The 16,107-nt window shown below is 45.3% G+C and carries 14 protein-coding genes; 12 read left to right on the forward strand and 2 right to left on the reverse strand.

Going from position 1 to position 16,107, the window contains the following annotated elements:
- Nucleotides 1–92: 92 nt before the first annotated feature.
- Entirely contained in the window at nt 93–1,652 is a 1,560-nt protein-coding gene (locus tag ABGY95_RS07405) for an HD domain-containing protein (protein WP_347441051.1), read from the reverse strand.
- 122 nt (nt 1,653–1,774) lie between these two features.
- Here ABGY95_RS07405 and ABGY95_RS07410 point away from each other — a divergent pair, with 122 nt between their 5' ends.
- The 12 genes from ABGY95_RS07410 to ABGY95_RS07465 all read left to right on the forward strand — a co-directional run bounded on the left by ABGY95_RS07410 (nt 1,775) and on the right by ABGY95_RS07465 (nt 15,549).
- Entirely contained in the window at nt 1,775–2,599 is an 825-nt protein-coding gene (locus ABGY95_RS07410; RefSeq protein ID WP_347441052.1) for a PPK2 family polyphosphate kinase, read from the forward strand.
- A complete protein-coding gene (locus ABGY95_RS07415; protein ID WP_347441053.1) occupies nt 2,599–3,021 on the forward strand; it encodes a secondary thiamine-phosphate synthase enzyme YjbQ in 423 nt (140 codons plus the stop codon). Before ABGY95_RS07410 ends, ABGY95_RS07415 begins: the two co-directional genes overlap by 1 nt.
- Nucleotide 3,022: 1 nt before the next feature.
- Entirely contained in the window at nt 3,023–3,778 is a 756-nt protein-coding gene (locus ABGY95_RS07420; RefSeq protein WP_347441054.1) for an RNA pseudouridine synthase, read from the forward strand.
- A 27-nt stretch (nt 3,779–3,805) separates the two neighbouring features.
- A complete protein-coding gene (locus ABGY95_RS07425; RefSeq protein ID WP_347441055.1) occupies nt 3,806–4,564 on the forward strand; it encodes a Nif3-like dinuclear metal center hexameric protein in 759 nt (252 codons plus the stop codon).
- A 209-nt stretch (nt 4,565–4,773) separates the two neighbouring features.
- Nucleotides 4,774–5,385, forward strand: coding sequence for a hypothetical protein (locus tag ABGY95_RS07430; RefSeq protein ID WP_347441056.1), 612 nt, complete (start codon nt 4,774–4,776; stop codon nt 5,383–5,385).
- A gap of 20 nt (nt 5,386–5,405) precedes the next feature.
- The gene (locus ABGY95_RS07435; protein ID WP_347441057.1) at nt 5,406–6,599 is read left to right on the forward strand and encodes an outer membrane beta-barrel protein; all 1,194 of its coding nucleotides are present in this window, start codon (nt 5,406–5,408) and stop codon (nt 6,597–6,599) included.
- Between the two features lie 133 nt (nt 6,600–6,732).
- Nucleotides 6,733–8,877 carry a polysaccharide biosynthesis tyrosine autokinase gene (locus ABGY95_RS07440; RefSeq protein WP_347441058.1) on the forward strand — a complete coding sequence of 715 codons (2,145 nt, stop codon included), beginning with the start codon at nt 6,733–6,735 and terminating at the stop codon, nt 8,875–8,877.
- A 28-nt stretch (nt 8,878–8,905) separates the two neighbouring features.
- A complete protein-coding gene (locus tag ABGY95_RS07445) occupies nt 8,906–9,496 on the forward strand; it encodes an SLBB domain-containing protein (RefSeq protein WP_347441059.1) in 591 nt (196 codons plus the stop codon).
- 136 nt (nt 9,497–9,632) lie between these two features.
- On the forward strand, nt 9,633–10,268 hold the full coding sequence (locus ABGY95_RS07450) for a PDZ domain-containing protein (protein WP_347441060.1): 636 nt from the start codon (nt 9,633–9,635) through the stop codon (nt 10,266–10,268).
- 395 nt (nt 10,269–10,663) lie between these two features.
- Complete coding sequence (locus ABGY95_RS07455) at nt 10,664–11,446, forward strand: choice-of-anchor L domain-containing protein (RefSeq protein ID WP_347441061.1); 783 nt, start codon at nt 10,664–10,666, stop codon at nt 11,444–11,446.
- 74 nt (nt 11,447–11,520) lie between these two features.
- Entirely contained in the window at nt 11,521–13,872 is a 2,352-nt protein-coding gene (locus tag ABGY95_RS07460; protein ID WP_347441062.1) for a tetratricopeptide repeat protein, read from the forward strand.
- Nucleotides 13,873–13,875: 3 nt separating this feature from the next.
- Nucleotides 13,876–15,549, forward strand: coding sequence for an exosortase-associated EpsI family protein (locus ABGY95_RS07465; RefSeq protein WP_347441063.1), 1,674 nt, complete (start codon nt 13,876–13,878; stop codon nt 15,547–15,549).
- 169 nt (nt 15,550–15,718) lie between these two features.
- Here ABGY95_RS07465 and ABGY95_RS07470 read toward each other — a convergent pair whose 3' ends face one another.
- The gene (locus tag ABGY95_RS07470) at nt 15,719–15,868 is read right to left on the reverse strand and encodes a hypothetical protein (RefSeq protein ID WP_347441064.1); all 150 of its coding nucleotides are present in this window, start codon (nt 15,866–15,868) and stop codon (nt 15,719–15,721) included.
- Nucleotides 15,869–16,107 lie beyond the last annotated feature (239 nt).

Below are 16,107 nucleotides of genomic sequence, written 5' to 3' on the forward strand. Positions count from 1 at the left end.
GCCTTATCTTGCCGTTGCGCTTCACTTAGGACTCGTTGGTTGAACTCAATCCAAGAGAGTTCTCTGTTTATGTAGCTGAAGGACATGGTAGTTTAGCTAAGTTTGTCCTCTATGAGGTTAATTTCTAAGCCGAAAATATTTTCAAATAGATCGCCTTTGCTTTGCATGGCGAGGCGCTCGGTGTGTGCGTCTACTACACGAGGTAGGTAAATGTGGAGGCGTCGCCTACTGATGCGAATTTCTAAATCACTGACACGTTTTGCGTGAGAAAGTTCGAGCGCATCAGCTATGCGGAGTAGCGATGCGAGCTTTGACACGCGCATGCGGTTTATCATATTTAGATCTCTGTAGATGGCGTGATTTTGTTTTGGCAGCGAATTGCGGTGATAACGAGCAATCAGCGCTATCATTTCAACATCAGCACGAGGGAGTCCGAAAATCTCACTGTTGAGTATAATGTACTGTGAATGTTTGTGATGTGCACGATTGCCGATGAAGCCACCGCACTCATGGAGGATCGCTGAAATGTGAAGCAGTAGGGCGTCATGCTCAGAGAGTTTGTGTAGGTCTTGTAGTTGTTCAAAAAGTTGGTGAGATAGATGGGCGACTTGACGCGCATGAGGCATGTGCACTTTGTATTTCTTTGCAATAATCTCGGCTGAGCTAATCACTTCTTTAGTGAATTCTCCAGAAAGTGATGGAGTAGAGTTTAGGTCTTGGAGGAGACCCAACTCATAATCGCTCTCAGGAATGTGAATGCGTTTTGGATTAAATGCGGACACAACGGCAAGATTGATTTCAAGCGCGGGTAAAATTCCCTCAGCAGTTTGGTAGTCAACTTGGTAGCTTTGGACTATTTCGTCGTCATCTTTCTTTGCAGCTTCGTCGCAGAGTTTGCTGAGAGCTTCAGTACTACAAGATTTGTCTTTGAATTTCTTTATGAAACTGCGGAGGAGTTGAATTTCGTAACCAATAAGGACGATGTGCTCGATGTCAGCATCACTGAATTCCTCAATAACTGAATCTAACGGACCTTTAATCTGTGTGCGTATACTTTTTCGGTAGAAATTAGAGTTCTCATTTTTAGCTATACTTACGCCGGTCCTGTGAACTCCCAGTCGGTAGCTATTGTAGCTGGTGATGCGTCCTTTTTGCAGGAGTATGGCGCGTGTATTTCCTGGACCGACGTGGAGCACGAGCGTGTTGAGTGTGCGCATAGATGGTGTGTCACTCAGGCGTCTTCGGGTTTTTAGGTAGATGAGACGTGTCATTTCTCCGTCATCTAGAATCTCGACATTCATTCCGCAGCTAATGTGAATTCGGTTGAGAAAAACTTCCTTGTTAGACGCCTCTGATAGGATGTTAGTAGCAACCACTCTGAGGCTAGTAATACTAACTGAAGTACCTAGTTCTTCGGCGCTCTGTTGAAATCCTGTTAGGATATTGACGCAGCGTTCGATGGTGGATCGGTTCAGTTTACCTCGAGTAAAGACGTCGTGGGCAATGGGGGTCGATTGTTCGAGGAAATCGATTTGTTCCGACTGACCTTCTGAGTTCTTGATGTAAATGAGAAGGGAGATAGAGCTGGCTCCAATGTGGATTGTTGCGCTTATTGGCCTTTCTGGTGGGGGAGGAAGCGAATCGGAACTCATTTAATTACTATGTCAATTAGGTGGGGCTCTTGCAATAATGAATCTGTGGTGATTTGAGGCTAAATAGTGATGCTTTATATTTGGCTTGAGTTCCAGTGCTAGAAGCGGAGATGGTAGCCACTATGTTAACCAATGAAGCGAGCTTGATGTATCGTGTCTATCCAGGGGGTGAGGTTGACCTAACCTCTCAGGACCCCTCAGATAAAGGGGTGTGGAAGAATAGCTCAAAGTCAGATTACGAGGCAATGATGCAGGAAAAGTTAGATGAACTGAAATCACTGCAAAACATGCTTTTTGCAGAAGGGAAGCATAAGGTTTTGATTGTGGTACAGGCCATGGATGCTGGAGGTAAAGACGGTTGCGCTAGAAATGTATTTTCTTCAATGGACCCGCAAGGTGTGCACGTTAAGGCCTTTAAGGCGCCACACGAGGAAGAGTTAGACCATGACTTTTTGTGGAGGGTGCACAAGGCTGTCCTTTCGAGAGGTATGATTTCTGTTTTTAACCGGAGTCACTATGAGGATCTTATCGCGGTGCGAGTGAAGAAACTGTGTCCAGAGAAGGTGTGGAGAAATCGCTACAGGCACATAGTGGATTTCGAGAAAATGCTGTCAGATGAGGGGACTAAGATTGTGAAGATTTTCCTCAATATTTCAAAAGAAGAGCAAAGAGAGCGTCTACAGGCCCGGCTTGATGATCCAGATAAACTTTGGAAGTTTGAGCCAGGGGGCTTAGCTGATCGTGCGCGTTGGGATGATTTTATGGTCGCGTATAATGAGCTGATTTCAGAGACATCTTATGACCATGCTCCATGGCATGTAGTGCCGTCAGATAGGAAATGGTATAGAAATCTAGTGGTGGCTCAGATAGTAATTAATGCGCTGAAGGAATTAAAAATGGAATTTCCTGAGGCGGAATGGGATCCAAAAGATATAGTTGTCGAGTAATGCCGGTATTCACTAAAGAGTTAGAGTTTGAGACTCACGGTAAAGGGACCTATGAAATTAGTCATGAGGTGGAAAAGCTTGTTAGCCTGTCCGCGATTCGCTCTGGTACGGTCACTGTTTTTGTGAAACATACTAGCGCGAGTTTGGTGCTGATGGAAAATGCTGACCCATCTGCTCGACACGATTTACAGGCCTTTTTTGACAGGTTGGTACCTGAGGATACTCATTACTTCACTCACACCTATGAAGGGGCGGACGACATGCCTTCGCATATTCGGGTGGCGTTGACTCGGAGTAGCGAGGTGATCCCTATAAATGAATACCGCATGATGTTAGGGACTTGGCAGGGGATTTTCTTATTTGAGCACCGCAGTGCACCGCATAGCCGGCGAATTGTAGTTACTGTGATGGGGGATTCTTAAGGTGGACGAGCCAATAGATGTGTCGATTGATTTTGATATTGTTGATGAATGTGATGACTGGATAGTGGTAAACAAGCCTGCACCATTGATTGTTCATCCAACGAATATAAAGGCAGAACCAACATTGCTGGGCGGACTAGAGCAGCTGTTGAGTTTCGAGATTAAAAACGGGGCAAGACTTTCGATTATCAATCGGCTTGATCGTGAGACCAGTGGGTTGGTACTAATAGCAAAGAGAAAGTCGGCAGCTCGAAAGTTTGGCCGTGCGATGGAGCGACGCTTGATAGAGAAAGAATATGATGCCATTTGCCTTGGATGGCCGGACTGGGATGAGCGGACATTGAGTGCGCCTCTTTTGAGAAAGGGTGAAAAAGAGCAATCTCCAATATGGGTTAAGCAAATGGTGCACCTTGACGGTCGTTCTAGCGAAACATCTTTTAAAGTGGTGAGACGTGGAATTCACAAAGGTATTAATGTGAGCTTGTTGCGGGTTTATCCAAAGAGTGGGCGGATGCATCAAATTCGTGTTCACGCGGCCTATCTCGGTTACCCTTTGGTTGGCGATAAAATCTATGGGGAGGATGAGACCTGCTATTTAAGGTATATAGAAGGTGGTTGGACTAAAGATCTAAAAGGTCAGCTCATGTTAAAGCGCCATGCTTTGCATGCTTCCCGCATGGCTGTAGTTATCGATGATGAGACCTTGGAATGGAGTATTGGCTTGGCTGATGAACTGAGTGACTTTTTTGATGCATAGATAGCATGGTTTTGCTAGATTTCGTCTATGGCACCTTTGCATGAAATCGAGAGTTTTATAAATACTGAACTTCGACTGGGCGAGATCCCTGATTACTCAGCAGCTCACAACGGATTGCAGTTGTCTAATAATGGTGCAGTTACCAAAGTAGCAGCAGCTGTAGACGCCTCTCTGCCAGTGATTCGAAAAGCTATCAATGAAGGAGCTGACTTGCTAGTTGTGCACCATGGGCTCTTTTGGCAAGGGGTGCAGCGATTAGTCGGCGCTCAGTACGATAAGTTTACCGAAGCTATCCAGGCTAATCTAGCAATCTACAGTGCACATATACCTTTAGATGTGCACCCGACATTAGGGAATAATGCTTTATTAGCTAAAGCGATAGGGATGGATAAGGCAGTCTTCTATAATGACTGGAAGGGGATAAAGTTGGGGGTTCGCCAAGAGATGGAGCTCGAGTTTGAGGACATTATTCAGCGACTGAAGAAAACCTTGGGGCAGGAGGTTCATTTTTGTCGCGGCAGAAAAGAGCCGTCAGTCGGAGTCGTCGGTATTATTACAGGTGGGGCAGGCTCCGAAATTGCCGCGATGGCACAGCAGGGTATTGATACTTTCATTACAGGAGAAGGTCCACACTGGAGCTATCCTTTAGCCGAAGAACTTGGTGTGAATATAATCTATGGAGGTCACTACGCAACCGAGACATTTGGAGTCAAAGCTCTAAGTCATTACATCGCAAATAAGTGGGAGCTTTCAGCGGTATTTATTGATCACCCTACCGGCCTCTGATTTAAATAGCTCAGCGCTAGGAGGTTTGAGTAGTGGATTTGTTTTTAACTTAAATAGTCCTTGCAATAGACATAGGTAAAGTTCTATTTTGTTATAGAGGTTCCTAATAAATTGGTATTTTCCATTGAACGGCAGATCGCCAAGTTCTGTACTAGCTATAAGGGAGCTAAAGCTTCTTGAAACTTCAATAAGAGAATATGAAAAACACAATGAAATACGTATTAGTAGCTGCACTTTTCGCAGTAGCGGCACCAGTAGCAGTAGCAGAGGTAGCAGAGGTAGCAGAGGTAGCAGAGGTAGCAGAGGTAGCAGAGGTAGCAGAGGTAGCAGAGGTAGCAGTGTTAGAGAAATCCGCAGTAGACGTGCAGATGTGTAGTGCCATCTATGAAAGAGCTTTAAAAGCAATTGCTAAAGATCCAGCTAAAGTGCTCGAGTTAGTATCTAAGCTCGTCGCAGCAAATGAGTCTTGCGCCGCTGATGTCATTAAAGCGGCGATCAAAACTACCAAGGCAGATAAAAAGCTAGTCGGACAAATTGTAGAAACTGCCGCAACGGTAGCTCCAAAGCAACTTGCCCACATCGCAGCTGCTGCAATGGCAACAGCCCCTGACTCTACAGCTCAAATCCTTGCTGTCTTAAATAAAATTAACATAGCACAGGGCACCGCTCAAGTGCAAGCTGCTGCGGTTGGTGCAATGGTAAGCTCGTTTGGAGACCCAGAGGGCTATAGTTGGGCACTTGAGGGTACTGTTCTCTCGGTGTCGCAAGTTGGTGCAGCAATTGGTCCCATTGAGGATATTAATACAGCCTCTAGAAAATAAGTTAGCTAAAATTGAATAACATGAAATTAATTACAGTCTGCGCAGTCGGTGCGTTTACAACCGGCTCTCTAGCTGCTCAAGGGATATTTAACGTCTCGCCAAACGATGGTGTTACAGACGATATTCCATTAGAAATCTCTGGTACACTCAACTATGGTTGGGATGACAACGTCACGCCAGCAGTTAAGGCTAACCGAGGTGATTCATCAATGTACACATCGTTTAATCTTGGAGCGAATTATCTCAATCTTGATGCGCAGACAAGAGTAGACTTCAATTTTAAATTGGGAGTTCTTTATTACCTAGATGATATTGAGAATTCCAATGCAAATAGTACCTACAGTGATTCACGTATGATTCTCAATGTCGCTCATAATGTGAGTGAGCGCCTCCGTTTGACTACCAAGAACTACGCATTCTACGGTCTTGAGCCAGATTATGCCTACGGTGCAGTCAGTGATCGCTCAAATGATGAGTATTTACTGCTCTCCACAGATAACGCTGTGGGATACAAATGGACTGAACGTCTGGGCACTATTACTGGATTTAATTACAGTCAACTTGGTTATGATGATAGGTCTAATAGCGATCGCAAGAACCTAGGGCTTTATAATCAGTTTCGTTATGTTCTTTCACAGCAGGCTGTGAGTACTCTGGATTACCGTTATAGAATGACTGACGTTGAGGCTGGACTTGATTCAGACAACCACAAGGTGCTTGTAGGTCTTGATTACCGCATTAATGAAGCAGCTACTCTTGTGGCTAAAGCTGGTGTCCAGTACCGTAAGGTGGACACACGCGATGCTACAACAGATCCTACATTTGAGATCGGCTATATGCAGAGAATGAATCAAATGTTTCGCGTTCGCGCCAACCTAGTCTATGATACTAACGATTACGGAACAACATTTGGTACTCGGACCTTCGACGATAACCAAACATTCCGCTTGAATTTAGCAGGAGATTACCAGCTTTCAAAGCAATTGTATGTCACTTGTGGTATTAACTACGTAGCTAATCAATACTCAGCTGTAGGTGTTTCAGATGATGATGTGGATGTGTTTAATATTAGTATTGGTGCCACATACAAAATGATGGCCAACCTTTCAGCAAACATTACCTACAACCATACAAAATCTAGTGATGTCGGCGATACGCTCAATCGTGACTACGACCGTAATCGAATTCAAGCGGGCCTAACTTACACATTCTAAGTTATTCAGAATTGTAGATTATTCTCTTAAATCGCCTCTTCTGTATCTTGTGCTGAAGGGGCTTTTTTCTTTACCATACGCGATCTATTCCGATACTAATACTAACTGAATTCCAGCCGTTTATCGTTTGAATATGCAACCTAACAATTCTTTAAACACCTCCGATGCGACCCTGCATGCAGTCGATTACTTACAAATTTTAAAAAATCGATATGGGATCATTTTGCTCACATTTATCTTAGTTATTCTTACGGCAGCTGTCATCACCTATGTAATGCCGAAAAAGTATGAGGCAACAGCTGTGGTGAAGATCAACCCGCTAGGGACGAAGAATCAAGTTGTTGGCAATAGAGCGTCTGCTCTTATGACCCGCCAGTTCTTTGGAACTCAATTTAAGATTATTGAGTCAGACGAGAACTTGAAGAGAGCTGCTGAGATGACTCAACTCCCTCAGAAAATGCAAATCACCACAGCTCAAGCAGTGAGAGTTCTCAAAGGTGGACTTTCAACTAAGCAAGAGCGAGGGACTGATCTGATTGAAATCTCACTGCGCATGGTCAAAGACAATATAGAGCATATTAAGCCCCTGACCGAGGCTGTTGCGTTGGCTTACAGCGAAATGCGAATTGCTCAAGAAACTCAAAGGCGTGAACAAACTCGCGTTGAGTTGGACAAAAAAATACAAAAATATGAAGACATAGTAGAAGATTACAGAACCAGATTATTAGAATTTTCTAATAAAACCGGTATTTATTCTCTGGATCGCTACAGTGGAGGTTCTACAGCCGTGGTCAGCCGAGATCTACAGCAAGAAAATATGCTCTACGATGAGGCTGTGAAGGCAAGGGATGAGCTGGAGCTTCAGGTGAAAAATCTTGTGGGCTTAGATGACGAAACCTTGATCTCTCATGTATCTGGTCTTAACCGTCCCGAAAGTGCTGTTCTTGCTGTGACATTTCAGCAGTACCAAGAAGCCAAGCGGGAGCGGGCTGGGGCCCTGGCGCAGGGACTAGGTGAAAATCACCCTCAGGTGAAACTTCACGATTCTCAGATCTCAATCCTCAGAGAAGACTTGGACGCAAAGGTGCTTAGGGTGAGGGATTTGCTTAAAGTATTACTCGATCAGGCTGGGGCAAAAGTTGCGCGACTGGAGGTTTCCAGAGGGGCATCAAAAGATGATGCTAAAAACACAGCGCAAGATTATACTCTATTTAAAACCTACGAAGATGAATACAAGGATTCAGTCAATAACCTAAATACTCTGAGAACGAGTAATGTGATCGAGGAGTTGCAAGAAAACATGTCGATCAAGCCTCTAGAGTTTTATGCTTTCCCTACTGAGCCTGAAGTCGCGGATTACGTTTCACCTAAATGGATTCTAAATATGGCACTAGGAAGTCTCGCAGGCCTTATCTTTGGTGTCGGTATTGCTTTTTCTTTAGAGCTTATGGATACCTCTGTGAAGAGCGTGGAAGATGTAGAAAGATACTTGCAGGTTCCAGTATTGGCTGTAGTGCCAAGAGACGTTGGAGTGCTCCACCAAATGTCGGCATCTAGCCCAGATGCTGAGGCATATAGAATTCTAAGAACTAACATCGAGTTCAACCGTCCTAGCCAAGACGCTAATGCCATCACTATTGTTTCTGGTGGGGCCGGCGAAGGGAAATCGACAACATTGGTGAACCTAGCTTATATCTGTGCTCAAGGTGGTTATTCGACATTAATGATTGATGCCGATCTACGCCGCCCACGATTGCATACATTTTTTGATATAAACAACACAGTGGGTCTAACTAATTATCTGGCAACCGCACTCCCTCTTGAGGATGTGGTTCTTCAGACGTCTATTGAAAATCTCTATTTCATGCCATCGGGTGTTCTGCCAGCTGATGCAGCGGGAATATTAAATTCCCGTCGTATGTCTGAGCTAATTCAAGAGGTCAAGAGCCGCTTTGATTTAGTGCTCGTTGATTCACCTCCAATTTTGGGGGTCAGTGATGCCTCTGTAATTTCTAGTGAAGTAGACCTTACCCTGATTGTGGTGCAACACAGAAAGCTTCCACGCAATATGCTGGTTCGAGTCAGGCAAGCTGTTGAAAATGTGGGGGGGAGAGTCTTGGGAGTTGCCTTAAATAACGTAGATTTACGGAGTGATAGCCAGTATCAATATTATACGAGCTACTACACTTATTATGCTCCTGATCAGAATGAAACGACCACCGCTGAACCTAAATCTAAAGTTAGTGCCGATTCACAAAAATCTAGCGACCTTTACTAAGTATATTTTTATTGGCAAACTACGAATCATGAAAAAAGTATTCTACCTACTAATCTCTCTGATGACTTTGAGCCTGACTGTAGCCCAAGCGTCCTATGTAAAGACCGGTGAGAAAATAACCATTACAATCAAAGGAGTTCCAGCTAGCGAACAAAGTTCTATAAATGGTGAGTATATCGTCAGTGATTCGGGGTTGCTGTATATGCCAATGCTTAAAAGAGGCCTCAAAGCATCAGGTACTTCTAGTTCTACTGTCGCTCGGAGAATAGAAGCTGCTTATCGAGAGGCTAAAATCTACAGCAATCCTCGTATTACAATTCTTACAGCCCAGGCAGATATTGAGATTGATAGGGGGAGGAAACGAGAAAACGAATTCGTTACTGTATCTGGTGAGGTCAAGCGTGATGGTCCAGTACAATATCGTACAGGTTTAACAATCTATGAGGCCATCGCCACAGCAGGTGGAGTTGACACTTTTGGCGCAATGAACCGTGTGAAGCTGGAGCGCAATGGTAGAGAGACTATCTACGATCTGAAAAAGAATGCAATAAGCCGTACAATTAAGGTGCGTGTGGGGGACGTGATCACAGTTCCTCAGAAAAATGCACTTGGGAGATAGTTTTTTACATTACTTAGTTTCATTTCACTAACTCTCCATCGGGGATGGGCTATTTTACTTATTGAGCACCACCCAAAGTCTAATATAGTCTTCGTACATGAGTTCGATCTTAAGAGTCCCTCTAATTTCGTTAGTATTGATCACAACACTTGCTGCTGAGCCTGCTGCTGAGCAGTTCAAGCAGCTGGATGCTGATGCTTACTCAGATAGACATGCTGCTCAGCTTGAACTAACACAATGGGCTGCAGACAATTCTAATGAGGCCGTTGATTTATTTTTTGATAAATATAAAGCGGCAAAGAAGCCAGAGCTCAAAATGCGTATGAGGCAATTACTTCGAGAACGCGTTGTATTTGAGAAATATGGAAGCCCCAAAGGTTTTGTCGGTATCCGGATGGATAACGGGTCTGAAAAGGTTGGCGATGAGTTACACGCTGTAGTTTTAGTCACGAATGTGGTTAAAGATTCACCGGCTGATGTATTCGGCCTTCAGCAGGGAGATGCTTTATGGAGAATTGACGGCCGAACATTCAATCGCAAGACATTTGCTTCAATTCAATTTATTCAAATAGTGACTTCAAAAAGAGAGGGAGACACGGTTGTGCTCGAGCTGTTTCGCAACGGTAAACCTCTAGAAGTAAAGCTTGTACTAGGAGCAATGCCAGCAAAGCTGGAACGACAAAATAACCGACACCTCAAAAAAGATCCTGAGATTGATAAGGAAAACTATTTCAATAATTGGCTGAGGAAAAGGTTGGGAGTTGAGGGATAAGGCTAGAAGCGACCGATGAACGCTAGCCTTAGTATAGAAGCTACTCCTTACTGGTCATTGAAAGCTGTTTTTCCCAATAATTCGAGCAACAGCTTGCGTTCATAGAGCAAAATCGACTGCAGTGGGTAAGGCGTAAAGGTAATCAAGTAGCAGCGAACCTTCTTCTGCTACTTAGGATCCAATGTACACCCTAAGATTTAGGCTTTCTCACTCAATGGATTCTTGTGACAGCTACTTAATTTCTGCGATCCCCCAAAAAAGTACGACTTTATGTTGTCAAGTGTGAGATTATCTTTTTATGATATGGGATGATGAAAATTCCCCCATTATGCAACATTAGTTTTTTGTTATTGGCATCCACTGGTGCTCTGTCTGCACAGACGTTGATCACTCCGATGGATTCTGCGCAATCCTTAGCCCAATCTCTAGTTGGGCCAGGTATCCAAATCAGCAATGTTCAGTACACTGGTAGTACTGGAGCATCTGGTTATTTCAGTGGAGGTTATGCTGCTGGTAATGACATTACTTCAGGTATTATTTTGACAAGTGGCCTTGCCTCATCCGCAGGCTCCAATAGCAACACAACCGAGTCCACAAGTACGAACTTGCGATCCGCAGGTGACAGTACTTTGAATACCTTGATTCCTGGCTACAGTACTTATGACGCCACTATCTTGTCATTTGATTTTGTGAGCAGTGGTGACTCAGCATACTTCAACTACGCCTTTGCCTCTGAAGAATATGTTGAATGGGTAGGCTCCAGCTTCAATGATGTCTTCGGATTCTTTGTGAATGGAGAAAACGTGGCTCTCCTACCAGATTCTGACACGGCTGTGGCGATCAATACCGTGAGCAACGTGAATAATGCCGATTTTTTCAATGATAATTCGATTGGCAACGGTGCCCCCTACGCCTTCGAATACGATGGTTTTACGGACGTATTTACAGCTGAAATCAGCGGTTTAGAAGCAGGGCAAACTTACAACATCATGATGGGGATAGCAGATGCCGGCGACAATTATTACGACTCAGCTGTGTTTATCCAAGCGGGAAGTTTCTCACAATCCATTGTGGCGGTCGCTCCCTCAGGTGCTCCAGAGCCCAAAACCATGTTTATGGTAGTCATTGCTGTGACTGGCATGCTCTACAAGTCAAGATCAGCTCTCAGACAAGCATAACTCCTAATTGATCTTCAGAGAAGCGGTTCGCAGGATGGTGTTTCCGACTGAGCCAAACTTCAAATGACTGGCTTATGAAAAATAAAACCCTCTTGACTCTGATACTGGTAGGGATTGTGGCGGTATGCTCCCTCGCCCTCGGAATCTCGATGAAGGGAGATCCTGCAACGCAAGCCGGCTCTCTGGCAAAGACTGAGCTTGAGGTGTCGGATGAGATTCTGGCATTGTGCCAAGCTGGCGCCTACGTTCAGGCCTACCAGCAAGCCATACTCGCTTTGGAGAGTGACCCCCAGCAAGCAAAGGTTGCACTTCAAGCTGGACATCTAGCAGTATTGCTTAAAAAGCCAGAAAGCGCGGCTGAGTACATGCGACGAGCCTGGGACCTTGGAGAAAAGAAGTTATCCGCTATGCTGGTGATGGTGAACGACCTGGAGGGGGATCGCAGTGAGAAAATTGCGTTTTTTGATAAGTTGTTCGCTAGCCTCGAACAGTCGCCAGCGCATCTCAATGGTAAGGCGCGCTTTTACTCACAAATCGGCGAGCACCAAGAAGCCCTATTGATATGGCAGGCTCTCCACGAGGAAGATCCAGCAGAAGGCTTGGTATTACAAATTGCGCGCAAGCTTGAAATGATGGGCAAACGCGCTGAGGCCATTGCATTTTTGTTTAAACAACAAAAACGAGAGCATCTTTCTGATGAAGGCATGAATATGTTGGTGTCATTGTTGATTTTTGACAATCAAGTGGAGAAAGCTTCTGAAATTGCGGAGGCATACGAGGCGGAGGATCCTCACGGTGAATGGCAGCTGAAGATGGTAGTGATGAAAATCTTGGGTGGTGATCTACCAGCAGCCCATGCTTCTCTAGAACTACTCAAGGATAAGGGGACGGAGCACCCAGTGGCAATCACCGTGGCACATGAAGCTCGTATTCTTTTGGCATTGATGCGGGTGATTATCCAACAAGACGAGGCCAACTTTGATGATCTGCGGCAGATTGCAAATCAGGACATACAGAGAGTACCTCTAGGGACACTACCTACTCCACTCCTTGGTCTGCGAGTGAGCCAAAAACAAATCGAGGGCGAAAGGCTTCTGTATCAGTTTTTGCAGCAATCACTGCGCGATGAGTCAGTTGAAAATGTGGCTTTTGCTAGAGTGAGTTCATTGATAAGTGACTCGCCGGTGGTGAATTGGTTGGGAATTCGTTACTTCTTAGCTGCAGGGAAGCCTGCTACTGCAGTGGCAATCCACCAGAGTCTGGAGGCCATTCATCCGCTCGCCAGTATTGAGGGCTTGGCGGGTTGCTTTTATAAGTCTCCTTTGTTTCTGGTAGAAGTGGCGCGGGCTTACGAGATGAACGGGCAAGCCAGCCTGGCATTGGCGATTCTTTCCCACCTGCATCAGCGTGGAACTTTCACCCCGGATTCTATTCTACTCTATTCTAAAGTCGGTGATTCCGTAGACCAAGATTATGATGCTAGTAATGTTGAGCGCGTACTCGATGAGCGCTTCAAGAATGACCTAAATTATCAGTTCAGAAAAATTGGAAAAAATCTACAGAAGAATCACTACGCAAGAGCCCTGGAGCAAATCCGCCCACTTGCTAAATCTAATGCTGCAAACATTGAACTACAGATGGTTTATTTTATGGCTCTGGTGAGTCAAAATCTAAGCGAAGAGCTAAGCAGTGAGTTGGCCCAGTCTCAGTTGCCCGAACGAAGTAAGGTTCTCGTTCAGGCTAGGTTTGAGATGAAGAATGGCAATGAGGATAAGGCAGAGCAACTCTTCAAGCAGGCCATGGACGAAGATGGTTATCATGGATACCTCGATTATGCGCGCTTCCTAGTCCTGAAAGGGAGCCTGCATCAGGCCGAAAAATTATACAAGAATGTGTTAGACTTTGATCCTGAAAATCTAACAGCTATGCATGGGGTCTCTATTGTCTACGAACTCAATGGTAAGCTTGATGAGGCTTTTGCAACCTTACGCCAGGCTGGAGAGTTGTATCCGCGCGACTCATACACCTTCAAGCGTTTGGCTAAGTTGTACCTGCAAAAGAACAAAGCTTCGGATGCCTTGTGGGAGGTGGAGAAAGTTTTGCACAAAGACCCTGATGACCCTAATGCCATAGCTCTCAAGGTCGTGGCTTTGACTCAGCTGGCACTGGAGCAATCGATTAAACTGCTGCAAAAAAGCAAGCTTGATGAGGTAGGTCATTACTTGAGAGGGCGGATTGATAGTTCACCGGAGAACCCTCAATTAGGCTTACAGCTCTACCTAGCGGCAGCCTACCGCGACCATGGCTACTCCCAAGAAGCCACACGTATTTACCAAAACATGTTGGAGCTTAGCCCTGCAGTCTGGGCATTCAGCCCGTTTAAGAGAGGCGACATCGAGGTGGCACTACAAATGATCAATAAGTAGGAAATGGCAAATACCCAAAAGAATCAACCTTGGTGGCGCATAGCCCTGACTTTGCTGGTTGCATTGGCGGCTTTCTTCGGAATGCCAATTATGATTGAAGCTTATGCGTTAGAATTACGCGAAGTTTCGGCCATGATGGCTGAGATGTTGTTGCGAGCCACTCATCTGGAGGTGACTCGACATGGAACGATTTTGTCTTTGCAGGGGATGGTGTTTGATATCATACCAGCCTGCAGTGGTTCTGAGATGATACGCACTCTGGTTTTCACTAGCATTTTATGGAATGGGATTCATCCGAGGATTCGCTTGCCGAATAAAATAATCGCCTTGGTTTTGGCCGTAGTTGTTGCGGTGTTAGCAAATAGTATCCGCTTGACTTTATTGCTGTGGGCTAGCTATCAGCGAGGTGAAGTTATTGCTGAGGGAGGATTGCATAGCTTGATAGGGTTGCTTGCATTTACTCTAGCTGTTGCTGGATATTTTATCATCGCCGAGTCACTAGCAGATCCGCTAGAGGGGCAGCCAGCGAGCAAGCAGCAAACGAGATCTGCTAACAATGTGCTGCCGCTCACGATTGCTCTGATGGTGCTCAGTTACTTACCAGTTTTGTCAGCCTGTCTTGAGGCATGGAAAGGCACGGTGTACAACCAATACGATACATTTGGCTATATCTTCTTTTTAGCCGGTTTGGTAGGCTGGTGTTGGTTTTGGCAAGGCACTGAGCTAGACACGCGCCGCGTGAGGCAGGGAGCGATTCTCTATGGCCTTGCTAGTATAGCCGCAGTGCTATCTCAGATCCCTGGGCCTAACTACTATCTCTTGGGCGTGACTTTGATGCTTTCCTTCTTTGCCTTGAGTTTGGCCTACCGGAATCTATCTTTTGCGCTACAGGCATGGCCATTTCAGTTTGTGATGTTTCTTTCATTTCCCAAGGTCAGTGAGATTATCAATTTCTTTCTAGGAACCAATGGAATCATTGTTCCGTTGTTAGGGAAGCTAGTCTTGTCAGTATTCGCCGCTGCCATATTCATCAAGTATTGTATGCCTATCAAGCGGAAGACTGTTCATGCAGCATTGAGCCCAGGATGGCCGGCTTCGATGGCGGCTTCGGCAGCTCTGGGCTTATTGGCAATGCTGTATATCGTGAGAGTTGAGCCCCCCAGATCTCGCGATTCGATTGTGGTCTTACCCTACATTTTGGGTGACCAACTGACATGGGAGGGGACGGACATCTTAGATGAAGAGACCTACAGTTTTTACCAGCGTAGCAACATCATTTCACGGAACTATGTGCAGGGGGAAAAACAAGTGGGAGTGATGATTGTACCGTCACATGGTAACCGTAAGGCGATACATACTCCCGAGTATTGTCAGATTGGCCTAGGGTGGAAACCCACTACGAGTGAATCGATTGAGTTTTTGAATGCTGATGCTAGGAAATCGAAAGCCAGAAAATTACTTTTGATCCATGAGGAACAAGGGATAGAGAGAACATTCGTCTATTGGTTTGGCGACGAACAGGGTAATGGTATTGATAATTATCCTGAATTTCTGATCACTGACACGTGGAGAAAATTATTCGGAAAGCAGACTAACTGGAACCTCTATGTGGTCTGGTCGGACGAATCTAGTGACTCAATCGATGAGTTTTTACCCTGCTTGTATTTAGAGAACTAGAGAGAACTAGAGAGAACTCGAATGAATATCCCGATCGAAGAGCTCTGTTTGGGGCTATATATTAGTCTCTGTAGCGTCTTAATTTTGTATAAATGCGGCCACCCCATCATCAACGCCTCTTTTTAACGATTCGAATTACACAGTCAGCGATTGAGGGGGTGGCTGCGCTTCAAGGTTGCTTAAGCTGGAAAAAGCTAATCTTATCCACCTTCACCTCCATGGAGTGGCGCAGCGCGTTTTCGATCTGGCCTTGTTCATCGGGAATCACCGCGTAGCTCGTCTCAAACGGGGTGGTGACCCACTTTTCTAGCAGAGCCATAGCGGCCTAGCTGGGAATGCCCTCATAATTGTGGCCGCGGGCCCGGTCAGAAATGTTGACGACGCCTAATTTTATGCTGCTAACCTATTAATTAGGCGGAAAACCAGTTGGCATTATTTCTGCTGGATATAAGCTATGAAACTTCAAGACGCACGTACGCTCACACCTAGCCAACTCGAAGATAGACGCAAGCAAGCTGTACTTCTTCGTAAACAGGGGCTCACTTATGCTGAGATTGG

It is taken from the genome of Rubritalea sp. (assembly GCF_039830215.1).
Classification (GTDB): domain Bacteria; phylum Verrucomicrobiota; class Verrucomicrobiia; order Verrucomicrobiales; family Akkermansiaceae; genus Rubritalea.